General features: G+C 41.2%; 12 protein-coding genes and 2 tRNA genes. 8 read left to right on the top strand and 6 right to left on the bottom strand.

Features of this window, described 5'->3' with window-relative positions; all coding sequences use genetic code 11:
- Positions 1-2 precede the first annotated feature (2 nt).
- Complete coding sequence (locus CH365_RS07990) at positions 3-2,684, top strand: transglycosylase domain-containing protein (protein WP_100768057.1); 2,682 nt, start codon at positions 3-5, stop codon at positions 2,682-2,684.
- Positions 2,674-4,266 carry a hypothetical protein gene (locus tag CH365_RS07985; protein WP_100768056.1) on the top strand — a complete coding sequence of 531 codons (1,593 nt, stop codon included), beginning with the start codon at positions 2,674-2,676 and terminating at the stop codon, positions 4,264-4,266. Before CH365_RS07990 ends, CH365_RS07985 begins: the two co-directional genes overlap by 11 nt.
- Before the next feature lie 15 nt (positions 4,267-4,281).
- Here CH365_RS07985 and CH365_RS07980 read toward each other — a convergent pair whose 3' ends face one another.
- Positions 4,282-5,601, bottom strand: coding sequence for an amidohydrolase family protein (locus CH365_RS07980; protein WP_100768055.1), 1,320 nt, complete (start codon positions 5,599-5,601; stop codon positions 4,282-4,284).
- Positions 5,602-5,609: 8 nt separating this feature from the next.
- Positions 5,610-6,152: a DUF4405 domain-containing protein gene (locus tag CH365_RS07975; protein WP_100768054.1), complete on the bottom strand. Its 543-nt coding sequence runs from the start codon at positions 6,150-6,152 to the stop codon at positions 5,610-5,612.
- Between the two features lie 251 nt (positions 6,153-6,403).
- Between CH365_RS07975 and CH365_RS07970 the strand changes: the two genes are divergently transcribed.
- A complete protein-coding gene (locus CH365_RS07970; protein ID WP_100768053.1) occupies positions 6,404-6,697 on the top strand; it encodes a BrnT family toxin in 294 nt (97 codons plus the stop codon).
- 1 nt (position 6,698) lies between these two features.
- Entirely contained in the window at positions 6,699-6,899 is a 201-nt protein-coding gene (locus tag CH365_RS07965; protein WP_100768052.1) for a toxin-antitoxin system, antitoxin component, read from the top strand.
- A 595-nt stretch (positions 6,900-7,494) separates the two neighbouring features.
- Here CH365_RS07965 and CH365_RS07955 read toward each other — a convergent pair.
- Positions 7,495-7,576 (bottom strand) — tRNA-Tyr (locus tag CH365_RS07955).
- Positions 7,577-7,637: 61 nt separating this feature from the next.
- Positions 7,638-7,710: transfer RNA gene (locus CH365_RS07950), tRNA-Thr, on the bottom strand.
- Between the two features lie 87 nt (positions 7,711-7,797).
- Between CH365_RS07950 and CH365_RS07945 the strand changes: the two genes are divergently transcribed.
- The 4 genes from CH365_RS07945 to CH365_RS07930 all read left to right on the top strand — a co-directional run bounded on the left by CH365_RS07945 (position 7,798) and on the right by CH365_RS07930 (position 11,177).
- Positions 7,798-8,181 (top strand): hypothetical protein, encoded by a 384-nt coding sequence (locus CH365_RS07945; RefSeq protein WP_100768050.1) that lies wholly within the window; start codon positions 7,798-7,800, stop codon positions 8,179-8,181.
- Between the two features lie 18 nt (positions 8,182-8,199).
- Positions 8,200-9,024: a transketolase gene (locus tag CH365_RS07940; RefSeq protein WP_100768049.1), complete on the top strand. Its 825-nt coding sequence runs from the start codon at positions 8,200-8,202 to the stop codon at positions 9,022-9,024.
- Between the two features lie 203 nt (positions 9,025-9,227).
- Complete coding sequence (locus tag CH365_RS07935; protein WP_165782588.1) at positions 9,228-10,127, top strand: transglutaminase-like domain-containing protein; 900 nt, start codon at positions 9,228-9,230, stop codon at positions 10,125-10,127.
- 90 nt (positions 10,128-10,217) lie between these two features.
- Entirely contained in the window at positions 10,218-11,177 is a 960-nt protein-coding gene (locus tag CH365_RS07930) for a polyprenyl synthetase family protein (RefSeq protein ID WP_100768047.1), read from the top strand.
- Positions 11,178-11,239: 62 nt separating this feature from the next.
- Here CH365_RS07930 and CH365_RS07925 read toward each other — a convergent pair whose 3' ends face one another.
- Both CH365_RS07925 and CH365_RS07920 read right to left on the bottom strand, forming a co-directional pair.
- Positions 11,240-11,779, bottom strand: a complete 540-nt coding sequence (locus CH365_RS07925) for a hypothetical protein (RefSeq protein ID WP_100768046.1) — start codon at positions 11,777-11,779, stop codon at positions 11,240-11,242.
- 221 nt (positions 11,780-12,000) lie between these two features.
- Entirely contained in the window at positions 12,001-12,744 is a 744-nt protein-coding gene (locus tag CH365_RS07920; RefSeq protein ID WP_100768045.1) for an LIC10920 family plasminogen-binding lipoprotein, read from the bottom strand.
- Positions 12,745-12,810: the final 66 nt, after the last annotated feature.

The following is a 12,810-nucleotide window of genomic DNA, read 5'->3' as shown; positions in this document are numbered from 1 at the left end:
AGATGTTGGAAACCAGGGTTCGCACTCTTACAGAAACCAAGTTTGAATGCCTTTCTTGCGGAACCGTTTCCAGGCTGCCGGAAGGAGTTCCTACGGGGACTATTTTTAAACTCACCTGTTATCGTTGTGGCCAAAAGGCATTGGTCAAATACGTCTCTTCTCCACTTGAAGTTATACAAGAAAAAGAATCTCCCAAAGAGGAGATACCATTGCCACCTGTTGGACCTCCAACATTTCAGGAAAGAGAACGACCTATTGTTCGTCCTATCCAAAAGGAAATTCCTAAAAAATCTCCACTTGCGGGTTTCATAGAAGGTTTACAAACCAAATGGGAAAACTGGAAAGAATCCTGGTCTAAAAATTCTTCGGAAGATCGACCTTGGTTCCAAAAAGTCAGAACTGAAACAGAATCACCAACACCCTTCCATCGTCCGATCAAAACCTTATCCGAAAGATTATTAGAGAAGGGAAGAAGGTTTCAATTTCCTAAATTCCGTCCGAATATATGGTTCGTTCTTATTCCATTACCTTTGGCATTAGTGTTCCTGATCTTTTTCTGGATGGGGGTTATCCAAAGAGAAGCGGAAGTCCCAGGTCTATTAAGTATTTTTTATATTCATCAGCCCACTGTCATTTATGATAGAGACGGTAGAAAGGTTTCCGAAATTTTCGGTAAAAAAACCAGTAATTTAGAATGGGAAGCTTATCCTGAAAATTTGAAAAGAATGGTGCTACTTGTAGAAGACCGCAGCTTCTTCTCACATGGTGGGATTCATTATTCTTCCGTACTTCGTGCATTTTTCGTAAACATAATAAGTTTTCGTTTTAAACAAGGCGCTTCTACCATCACACAACAGTTGGCTCGTATCCTTCTGAACGATCGTGAAAAAAGTTTGGGAAGAAAGTTGAAAGAAGCCCAGCTTGCTTATGCTCTGGAATCCGCCCTGGATAAAGAAAAGATCCTATTACATTATATGAATAATGTTTATTTGGGTCATGGTGCATTCGGGTTTGCAAGTGCATCAGAGTTCTATTTCGGAAAAAAACCGAAAGATTTAAATGTAGCGGAGATGATCGTTCTGGCTTCATTGGCATCTGCCCCTAATCGTTTTTCTCCATTAAAAAATCCTGATCTATCTTCCGGAAGAGTAGAGGCGATCTTACGATCTTTGGAGAACGACGGGGCCTTAAAAGAAGATCTAAGGCCCACTATCCAAGAGATCTATCAGGCATTTAATACTCGTTCTCCCGGAGAGACAGTGTATGGAAATCGTAAGGATGATTCTCCTTATGTAACGGAACATGTAAGAAAATTCCTGCAGGCGATGTATCCGGATACGAATATATACGAAAGTGGAGGATTTTCAGTTTATACCACAATTTCTCAACCGGTCCAAGCGGAATTGCAGAAGGTGGTCAAAACACATGTGGAAAATCTTTTAAAGAGCGGACAAGTTAGACGAAACCGACTCACGGAGAACGGTAAAAATGCGGATGTAACTCCTTTTCGGAATTTAGTCGCTGAACTTTCTCCTGCATTAGAATTATTCATAGATACGGATAGATTTGTAACCGGGGGCGACAGTGGATTACAAGCAGCAGTCGTAGCAGTAGATCCACAAACAGGAGATGTTCTTCTTATGCATGGAGGAACGGAATTCAAATCGGACAACCAGTTCCCGAGAGCCACTGGAATGTATAGACAGACTGGATCCACAATCAAACCGATTCTCTATTCGGAAGCGATCGATTCGGGGATCGCAAATCCGGCGACTCATATCTTAGATGCACCTTTGATCTATAAAAATTCGGTTTCGAATTGGATGCCTGAAAATATCGGAAATCAATATGACGGAGATATTTCTCTTAGAATAGCACTCGCAAAATCCAAAAACACCGCCGCGGTCCAGATTGCCGAAAAACTAGGATTAGGCGAGATTTCAAGTGCATTCGAAAGATTTTTCTTTCCCGAAGAAAAGGTATTAAAGAGCAGATTTAGACGAGATCTTTCTTTGGCGTTAGGTTCCTTGGAACTTTCTCCTTTAGAAATGGCTTCCGCGTATTCTGCATTTGCAAACGACGGAAATATAGTGCGACCTCATTTGATCGAAAAAGTGGTAGATAGAGCGGGTAACGTGGTCTATCAAAGAAAGGATCAGGACGAATTCAATTTGAAATGGCCTCAGACTCGAAAAGCGATCACTCCTCCTACTGCTGAGATCATGGTGGATTTATTGCATGGAAGTGCGAATCACGCAGGAGTCCGTAACACAGGCTATAGGGGAGAAGTCGCCGGAAAAACAGGGACCACAAACGAACACAGAGACGCTTGGTTCGTAGGAGTTAGACCTGGAATTTCAATGGCAGTTTGGTTAGGTTACGATTCTCCCGGTTTCGGTATGGGAACTTCTGCGTTAGGCGGAACAATTGCTGCTCCTTTATGGGGAACAATCGCTAAACTATTTGATTCAGCGGAATCGGGCGATAAGGAAGAAAGAAAAAAATACCAATACTCTCAAAGAGCAGTTAGTATGGAAATCTGTCCCGAATCCGGTAAACTTCCCGGACCCGACTGTCCTAAAAAGACCAGCGAACTATTTCATCCATCTCATCTTCCTGCGGAGACCTGTCCTCTGACCCATAAGTCGGATGCAAAACAGGAGCTTTTGAAGAATGTTTTCTAAAAGAAAGATCAGGATACTTTTCTTTCTGGCATTGTCCCTATTCCCGAGTTTGAGCTTTGCGGTTTCTTATGAAGAAGCTTACGAGTTAGAAAAACTTTCTCCGATATTTGCGATCCCATTATACGAAGATGTAGTCCGATCTTCCGGTACAGGCGATTTTAAAAAAACCGCGTCTTCCAGATTGTATTTTCTATACGAAAAATTTAATAAATACATTCCTGCTATCCAATACCAAACTAGAGCGGGAAGTTTGAAAAACAAAAAGGGAGAATGGTCCTCTCTAGTAAAAACACTTTCGGATGGATTAGGAGTCACACCGTTTTCCTTATTGGCCGTTATAAATTCATGTTCTAAAGAAACTCCAGTATGGGAACCGCCTGAGCCTACCGTTCATCCCGAAACAGGAGAACTGATCCAACCTAGTCCGCCCGATCCTTATAGAGTATTGTCCAGAAAGGAAAATCATTCTTTGATTCGTCTTTGTTATTCCCTCAAAATGAAACAAAAAGATTTTGAGGGCTGGGATAACGTATTCTTCTTCCTATTTTCTAAAGACATTCTGACAAGAGATGAGGCACTTCCACTTTGGGTAGGATCTTCTATACAATCCGGGAAAGGAACACCTTACAGAAGAGTTTTTTTTTCCGGACGATTCAAAGAATTAAGCAACGAATCCAAATCGGATCTATTATTTTTATACGCCAAGTTTCTCCGGCATAACGGAAAGTTTGAATCTAGTACAAGATATTTTCTGACAAGTGGGACCTATGCTTCTTCCAAAAGAGGAAAATGGGAGACTGCGAAAAATCTTCTGATCATGGATAGAAAGAAAGAAGCCTGCACAATGATCGGAGATTCTTTCAACGCAGGAGATGAATCCGAAATATTGATGAAGAAGATCTGCCAGTCAGGCAATTGGGATTGGATACAAACTTATTTGCCTGCTCTCAAAATTCTGATGAGAGAAAGTCCAGATCCAGTATTTGCTTATGCACTTGAAGGTGGTGGCAGAGAAGCAATCGATCTATTTTTAAAACAAGTGGGCTCTAAAGTTTCCGATAAAGACGACGACTCGGAAGAAGATTCGGAATCGGCAGATATCCTAAATAAACTCATCCCTCCAGAGAGCAGAAATAAATTTCCTTTCTGGGATGCTCGCGACAAAGAAGCTGATCTTGTAGTTCCGGATAGAGCAAAATATTTATGCAAGGTGATCCGTAGGCCATTCTTTGGAACTCCTTCTATCCAACCTCAGTTCTGTAAGGAGGTTTCCCCGGGAAGTTTGGAAACATTACTTTCCATAGTAGCGGAAGAGGTGGAAGAGTCTAGCTTTGCATTTGCAGATCCTGCTTATCTTCCACTTTCCGTAAAATTGATCTGGAAAAACGGGCCTGAATCTGAATCGAATGGAGAGCCCGTTCAACCGAAAGTTTTGGGTCCTTCTTCCGAGCCTGGCCCTTGGAATCTGGAATATATAGTATATCGTAAAGTTCTAAATCGTGCTTACGCAGAGATACGTATAAAGGAAAAATACTTTGTGGTTTCCGTAAAACCTTCGTATGTGATTTGGAATAAGAATTAATATGGTCTTTTATAACTACTGCTGCACACCGGCCCGCCAAACCTTACCGATGGACAAAGTGTCCGAAATATTCTGAAGCGGATTTCCATCAATCAGCAACAAGTCTGCTCTTGCCCCTGGAAAAATTTTACCACGATCGTTTAGGCTAAATCTTCGGGCCGGAATAGAAGTTGCAGCACGTAATGCTTCTATTGGTTTGAATCCGGCCGCGACCAAAAGTTGCAATTCATGATGAAGGCTTGCGCCATGAGCAAGTCCTCCTAAATCCGCGATCGGTTCTGAAACGTCACTGCCGGCCAATATATCCACACCGGCTTTATGAAGAGCTATCACACTTTCAAAAGAATCTTCTAATTTCCCTTTGGGATAAACATTCATGTTTTTAGAAAGAGCTTCTAACCATTCTTTGCTCAGCTTAGAACTAACACGTTTATCTGAGACTAATGTTCTGGGACTGTTTCCGAAAGCGGTAGAAAGTGTAGTCAATGTGGGAACGATAAAAGTTCCGGAAGATCGAATAGCAGAGATTAGTTCTTTATCCGGTTTTTCATCAAAGAACATATGTGCTAATCCATCTACTCCTGCGGAAATTGCTCTACGTCCTCCTTCCAAGGAAGTAACATGAGCGATTGCCATCTTCCCATGTCGATGAGCAGCATTTACAGAAGCAACTAATGTTGTATCATCAATGACTGGAAGTCCTGGAGTGCCTACAGTTTCTCCGTCTTCTATGATGATCTTGATGAAATCGGAACCTTCTTCTACTTGTTTGTCCACAAATTTGATCGCTTCTTCCGGAGAGGAAACGAATGGATAACGATAAAACGTTTTTAAGAACCAGTTGCTACTCAACTGCATGTATTGTGTAGGATGCCCACCAGGAGGAGTGATTCCCATACCCGCGGAACGCATGTCTGCAATATCATTTCGATTTGCAAGCTGCCAACGTTCCCAGAACATCCATTGGCCTGTCATCTCCAATTCTGTAGTAACTCCAAATAAGAGTGCATCACGCAATCCATCTATATCGGTATGAACATGAGAATCGATTAGGCCGGGCATCAACAGGCCACCCTTCGCATCTACGATCCTTGCACCTTCTGGAATCTCTCCGCCTATAGAATTTATATGAGTTCCTTTAATGATCAATACATGATCTTTAATTAGATCTTCTCCATCGAAGATATTTGCGTTGATGATAGCGATTGTCTGATCTTCCGAAGCTGCAGATTTTTTACAGTCAATCAAAAAGAAGGCCGCGGTCGTTACCGTCACTGCAAAGATTATTTTCAGAATGTAAGATTGATAATGTTCGGTTTGCAGGTTAAAATTCATGCTGGTGGTCACTTTAAAATTAATTCTATAATTTCTTCGGGAGATTTTTTATTCTGAATACAGATCTCTTCCAGTGATTTCGAAGGGTCATCTATAATGATATTATTCTTTTTCAGAATTTCTACGGATTGCTGATAGTCCCCGTTCAAAAGTTTGAAAGAATCGGAAACCGGAGACTTAGCGAATTTTTCCAAAATCTGGTCTTCCAAATTCCCATGCATTTTCCCTCCGACGATAAACGCAATTGAAAGAATAAGAATCGCAATACTTGGAATAAGAAGCTGCCGCTTCTTCGCATAATTTTTAATATTACTCCAATTCATTCGTACATGCAAAATTGCAAAAACGACGAAACTTAGCCCTAAAAACTCATGAACAACTTTTGTATAATCATCCAAGATATGAAAGAACATCAAGACACCAGTGGCCCCCACGGTAAGAAAGATAAAAACTAAATAAGGCGTAACGAATTCTTTTTTGATTTTCATGATAGGGTAACTCTCGTTCAACATGAGACCTTGGCTGGGAAGAAGGTTCCACAGAATTATCATTTGGGCGACTCCTCGCGAGCGCTCGGACCGCGCTCTACGCTTCAATCAGCAAAGCACCATAAATGGCGCATTGCCGGATTACCGCTACGATCGCTGTCGCGGTAGTAGTTTGGAAATATCGAATTTCGAAGCCTTGACATTGTATAGAAAGCAAAGGAGGAATCATGAGGGGAACGTATTTTCTAGTTGTCTAATATTTTTTGTTCAAGATATACATTTACATCTACTAAGTATTCTTCGAAAATGCTCGCATGCGTTTTGAATGGGACATTGAAAAGGAAAAGATCAATATTCAAAAACATAATATTTCATTTACAGAAGCTTCTCTCGTTTTTGCTGATCCGCGGGCAATATATATGTCAGACCCAGATCATTCAGTTGGAGAAATAAGAGAAATTGCTTTGGGAAAAATAATGAATATTACGATTGCAGTAGTTATTTTTGTTGATAGATCTAAAAATGAAGAGGAAACTATTCGAATAGTATCTGCCAGAAAGGCGACCAAATTCGAGGAAAACCAATATTACTCGAACGATATTAAATGATATGAGAGACGAATACGATTTTTCAAAAGGCAAACGCGGAACTTATTCCCGCGATCTGAAAAACCTTCACTTTCCAATCTATTTGGATCCAAAGTTGGAAGAGTATTATAAAAAAATTGCTCTAAAAAAGAATGAAGATCTAAGCACAATTATTAATGCTATTCTGAAGAAAGAGATGGAACTCAACGATTCTTTAATTTAATAGTAGGTTTCTGTTTTCTACTATTTGCTAATCTTTGAGATTTCTGCAGAGGCTCCCCGTCGCTCCTGTCTCGCATCGCTTCCTATGGGGCGCGAACGCATTGCTCTATTCGAATCCTTCCGGATTTTTTGGTATATTAGGATTTTGTTTTAAGGGGAAAGAGAGAAACTTTTGGGCAGGGAAGGATTCGCCGTTACGCAGTCTCGCCTCGTGCTCGACTTGGCTCCACGGCGTCTTCCTCGCGCTCTTCGCCATCCATGGCTCGAGTGCATTCATTTACGCTCCCTACGGGTCGCTATGAATGCTTTCGCTCGCAAGCTTCGAATCCTTCCGGATTTTTTGGTATATTAAGATTTTGTTTTAAGGGGAAAGAGAGAAACTTTTGGGCAGGGAAGGATTCGCCGTTACGCAGTCTCGCCTCATGCTCGACTTGGCTCCACGGCGTCTTGCTCGCGCTCTTCGCCATCCATGGCTCGAGTCGCATTCATTTACGCTCCCTACGGGTCGCTATGAATGCTTTCGCTCGCAAGCTTCGAATCCTTCCGGATTTTTTGGTATATTAAGATTTTGTTTTAAGGGGAAAGAGAGAAACTTTTGGGCAGGGAAGGATTCGAACCTTCGAAGGCTGGGCCAGCAGATTTACAGTCTGCCCTCGTTGACCGCTTGAGTACCTACCCGTTGTTGAGAGCCATTATTTTTGCTCAGGGTGGCCGGTCAATCTTATTCGAAAAATGAACGAGCTGCCTATAGGAATCGAACCCACAACCGGCTGATTACAAATCAGCTGCTCTACCAATTGAGCTAAGGCAGCGTTCAGAGACAGTTTTCGAAACCATTTTGTCGGGTCAATCGATTAAAAAGGATTTTCTCCTGCTTTCGATTATTGTCTTTTGGACAGATGTCTCTTTTTCTGATCAATACCGGAATGACTCTCTCTATCCTATTTTTTTATACAGGCTATTGGTTTCGCATTCGGAACAATCGACTTCATAGGATTTTTAATTCGGGAGGAATTCTTTTCAATCTGGGGACTGCAGTTTATTTACTTGGTTTAAAGTATTTAGGAGAAGGGATCGAGCAGGCGGGTCTTATCGCAACAGTAGATAAACTGTATATAGATATTCACAGAGCGGTCGCGGCTATTACCCTGATTCTGATGTTACTCATGGGTTGGTCGGGACTGACTAGAAAAAAAGAATTCCATAGGAAGCTTCATTTTATTTTTCTACCATTATACACACTCGTTTATCTTTCGGGACTGTTTCTGTTCCGTTCGAATTAATACGGAGCCTCTGCAACCATGGAAGACACCAAAGAAATCAAAATATTCGCTAATAATATCCGCAAAAACGTGATCAAAATGGTTACTGCGGCAAAATCCGGTCACCCGGGTGGTCCTCTGGGGTTAGCGGATATTTACGCCGTATTATACAAAAAGGTCTTAAACCATAAACCTTCCGATCCGGATTGGGAAGATAGAGACAGATTGATCCTTTCTAACGGCCACGTATGCGCAGTACGTTATGCTGCTATGGCCCAAGCCGGATTTTTCCCCGAGTCCGAACTTCTCACCTTTAGGAACATAAACTCCAAATTACAGGGACATCCTTCTACCCGTTATTTAAAAGGGATCGAAAGTTCTTCCGGATCCTTGGGACAGGGACTTTCTGTTTCTGTTGGGATCGCTTTAGGAGCAAGACTTTCTAAAAAAGACTACAAAGTATATGCATGTATTTCTGACGGAGAATGTGGAGAAGGTATGACCTGGGAAGCGGCTCAATCCGCTGCTCATTATAAAACCGATAACTTGATTGCGTTTATGGATAAAAATGGGATTCAGATCGACGGATTCACCAAAGACGTAATGAATCTGGAACCTCTAAACAAAAAGTTTGCTGCATTCGGATGGAATGTATTAGAAGCGGATGGTCATAATATTGAGTCCATTATTTCCGCTTTCGAAAAAGCAAAATCTCATAAAGGTTCTCCTACAATTATTCTTTTCGAGACCGTACTCGGAAAAGGTGTCTCCTTCATGGAAAATAATCCAGGTTGGCATGGAACTCCTCCGAATGCGGAACAAGAAAAGAAAGCATTGGAAGAATTAGAACAAGTAATCGCTTAATCCTCTCGGGTTAGAGAAAGAAATTTTTCTAACCCAAAAACATTCTCCTTAACATAACAAAAGTCTCATTCATTTTCCGATCACTTAAACAAGTGCGTTCGAAAAAGATGGAAGACATAGTTAATTTATTGTACTCATCCTTTTTTTACTTAGATCTTTCAGATCCGAATTGACTTTCGTTTTTGAAATTAGATTTTATAGATATGCAATCCTCCGATTCTTCCTTCGGCACAGTTCCTTTTCCTCCGGACAAGATCGAGGACAAGTTTTATCAGCTGGAGTTTTCATCTCTACAAGATAAATCTAGAATCATAAAAGAGATCGCTAGCATGATCCCTTGGCAAGTTAGAGTTCAGGATATTGCAGATGAACTCAAAGATCCTACTTTAAGAGTGTTTGCACGTTCGGTAAGCGCTGCGGTTCATTCTGAAAGGATCAGTTATCGTTATTCTATCTTAGCGGAAAAGGGTCATCCAAATCATTATGATGATCTTGAGGAAGGTGTGTTCCTTCTTTCTTCCGTTATTGATTCAGATCTTTCTTATTTGGAATTCAGAACTTACTTGGATAAGATCGCGATTCGAGTCGAAGAGTTAGTAGACCTGAACGAAGACCTTGCTTCCGACGAAGTTAAGGTGCATTTTTTAACGAGAGTTCTCTCACAGGAAGAAGGTTTTGGCGGAAACCACGACCAATACGAGGATCCTAACAATTCTTATCTGCACAAGGTATTCTCATCTAAAAAAGGAATTCCGATTTCTCTTTCCGTAATCTATCTATTAGTAGCGCATAGATTACAGCTTCCCTTATATGGGGTCAATATGCCTCTGCATTTTCTCTTACATTTCGAATCTTCCGAATTCCAGACATATATTGATTCTTATCATGGCGGTGTAATGTTAGATCGTTCCACCTGCATTCGTTTTCTAAAAGCGAACGGATTCCAGGCTCACGAAAGATATTTCACTCATGCAAGTAGTTTGACAATTCTCAAAAGAATGTTCCGCAACCTCATCCATATCTACCGCAAAAAAGAGGACAGGGATATGGAAAAGATCCTTTCCCGTCATCTTCTCGCCCTGGACAATAAGTGGAAACCTTGACCAGAATTTGGTCCCGAACTTCTCTCCTCGCTTCCTTTACTGCTTGAGCCGAAAATTCGTTTCTAAATACTGTCGTAACAGGAAACCCGCGTGAAATCAAAAGGATTGAAGGATCTCTTAGTCCGCAAGTTCGATAAAAAACTAAAAGATATCATAGACGAAGATCTGCGTATTTTGGCCGAGATCAAAGAATATACGATTCGGTCCGGTGGAAAGAGGATACGTCCCATTCTACATTATTGTCTTTGTAAGATCCTCGGTTATAAGGGAGATAAATACTCCGACGTAGGTGCGATCGCTGAGCTGATCCACGCTGCTAGCCTTCTTCATGACGATGTGGTGGATGAGGCCCAAACCAGAAGAGGGATGCCAAGTGTTCCTTCCAAATTCGGGAATAAAACTTCTATCCTGGCCGGAGATTATCTTCTCGCCTGCGGGATAGATCATCTAAACAGTTTAGGTTCTCCGGATTTGATGGATCTATTCACGACGGTGATCAAGGATCTTTCCGTTAGCGAGCTCATTCAGATGGAATGGGAAAAAAATCCCAAAATTACATTAGATATTTATAATAAAGTCGTCTACGGGAAAACTGCGTCCTTATTCGGAGCAGTTTCGGAAGCTGCGGGGATATTGGCAGATATTCCCAAAAAGACCAGAAAAAAACTCCATGAGTTCGGGATCCGCTTAGGATCTTTATTCCAAAAGCAGGATGATGCAATCGATTATTTCCAGGCCGGAGACCAAACCGGAAAAATCCCTCTAAAAGATTTTCGTAATGGTTTATATACGTATCCGATCTTGAAACTATTGGAGATTGCGGACAAGAACGACAAAAAACTGGCTCATTCTTTATTCGCTAAGGAAGAAAGAAATTCGGATGACGATCTAGTCATTCTTTCCTTATTAAATCGATACAATATTCGAAAAAGTCTAAACGAAGAATTTGTATCGGATGTGGAAGGCTTGTTGAGCTTCTTAAAATCTTATCCCGAGTCCGACGAAGGTAACCTCGTCAAAGAACAATTCCGTAAATTGATGGAAGTGTGATCTTTTTATCAGAGGAACAGAAGACGAGAGGAATTTTCCCGTCTTCTGTAACACATAAATAATTATTTTTTGCCGGGGGCCTTTACTTGTATTTTTGAAACTTCTTCCAAGAATTTTTTAATATTGGCTTTTGCGGAATTTTCGTTTGCTAATCTCATTCGTTTTACTCCGACTATGGCGTCTCCCACGGTCGCCGCACCGGACTCATCGATCAAAAATTCCTTAACAACATCTGCACCTTTCGATAGAGTATATTTAATTTTAGTTTTTACTGTAAAAGTTGTTCCTACTAAAGGTTGGTCCAAGTCCAAAATTTCGATTTTAAGGCTCCAGTTATTTCCGAATTGTTCTTCTAGTGTTTCGAAAAGAGCGGCTGTTTTAACGGACTCTTTTACCGCAGCGGTAAATTCCTCGTCGGAGATCTTCGACATCCAGAAAGGTAATGTGGTTTTTCCACCTACCGATTCGCTAATGTAAATTTTATCTCCGACTTTTTTTGGTGCCTTATAATCGGTTACTAACATCCCTTCCCTTGTGGCTGGAAATGCACAGTTGAATACGACTAGGGCGAGGGCTCCCAGGAAAACGATTTTGCGATTCATTTTTTATCCTTATGATAAGTTTTAAAAAAGTATGATTTTCTAATGCGCGTAACGGTCAAATTTGTTTTGGGCAAGCGGGGCGAATTATTTAATAAAAATGCAAATATTTGGATTTCTATTTTTGGGTCCTAAATGGTTCGAGGTATTATGGAAAGTAAAATTACATAAAAAAGCCGCAGTAAACACTGCGGCTTTTCTTTTGATCTATCTAAGCTTACCGATTACTGGCTAGTAGTGGAAGAACCGGAAGGAATTGCGTTACTTGTACAATTGATATCACCTTTGATGGAAACTGTAGGACCGCTGGCTGTATTCGTATTATAACATTTTAAACCGTCTTGGGTATAACACATACTGGAAGAAGTTGCAGAAGTACAATTGATGAAGTCCGTAGTATAACATTGGGTCAAAGCAAGACCTGCAGATCCTGTCGTTACTTTGTTTCCAACCAAATCCACAGTAACAGTCAGGTAGGAAAGGGCCTGGGTGCTAGAAGTTCCTGTATCCACAGGTACTCCACTTCCTCCCCAGAAAATTTTTCCGTAGTTTGCTACCACAGGCGAAATCCCCAGGGCAGGTAAACCGGAGAAGGAAAATCCTTGTTGAGCGTCGACAGTTCCCTGGTTCTGAGTAGCATCGTAAACGAATTTCAAGGTTACGAATGCTCCTGTGGTAAAATACATCCTGGAATTGATTGTAAATAAATTCGTAGTGGAACCTGTGCTTGTAGTTCCTGTAGTGGTTCCGCTGGTGGAGCTAGAATAAGGAGTTGCGGACCCGCAGTTAGAGGTCTTGTCCTTATCAATTTCTCCCTGGATAGGAAAGGTGGAACCATCGGTTCCAGTAACAGTAAGATCTACTTTATTGGTATCACCAGTATTACAAGACACAAGCACAGCGACCGTGGCGATTAGGCCGACAAATGCAGGGAATAATTTGGAAATAAACGGTTTAGAGAACGCCATAATTCTAATATCTATCTTCGGAAAATCATGGTCAAGAATGAAATCTTGGGAACGAAAACTCGACCA

The sequence above is a fragment of the Leptospira neocaledonica genome (assembly GCF_002812205.1).
Lineage (GTDB): Bacteria > Spirochaetota > Leptospiria > Leptospirales > Leptospiraceae > Leptospira_B > Leptospira_B neocaledonica.
Note: the sequence above shows the minus strand (reverse complement) of the source record. Positions and strands in the feature narration are given on the sequence as shown.

Coding starts and splice junctions, on each gene's coding strand:
- CH365_RS07990 (WP_100768057.1), top strand. CDS start 3: ATGTTGGAAACCAGGGTTCGCACTCTTACAGAAACCAAGTTTGAATGC.
- CH365_RS07920 (WP_100768045.1), bottom strand. CDS start 12,744: ATGGCGTTCTCTAAACCGTTTATTTCCAAATTATTCCCTGCATTTGTC.
- CH365_RS07965 (WP_100768052.1), top strand. CDS start 6,699: ATGAGAGACGAATACGATTTTTCAAAAGGCAAACGCGGAACTTATTCC.
- CH365_RS07925 (WP_100768046.1), bottom strand. CDS start 11,779: ATGAATCGCAAAATCGTTTTCCTGGGAGCCCTCGCCCTAGTCGTATTC.
- CH365_RS07940 (WP_100768049.1), top strand. CDS start 8,200: ATGGAAGACACCAAAGAAATCAAAATATTCGCTAATAATATCCGCAAA.
- CH365_RS07975 (WP_100768054.1), bottom strand. CDS start 6,152: ATGATAATTCTGTGGAACCTTCTTCCCAGCCAAGGTCTCATGTTGAAC.
- CH365_RS07980 (WP_100768055.1), bottom strand. CDS start 5,601: ATGAATTTTAACCTGCAAACCGAACATTATCAATCTTACATTCTGAAA.
- CH365_RS07935 (WP_165782588.1), top strand. CDS start 9,228: ATGCAATCCTCCGATTCTTCCTTCGGCACAGTTCCTTTTCCTCCGGAC.
- CH365_RS07985 (WP_100768056.1), top strand. CDS start 2,674: ATGTTTTCTAAAAGAAAGATCAGGATACTTTTCTTTCTGGCATTGTCC.
- CH365_RS07945 (WP_100768050.1), top strand. CDS start 7,798: ATGTCTCTTTTTCTGATCAATACCGGAATGACTCTCTCTATCCTATTT.
- CH365_RS07970 (WP_100768053.1), top strand. CDS start 6,404: ATGCGTTTTGAATGGGACATTGAAAAGGAAAAGATCAATATTCAAAAA.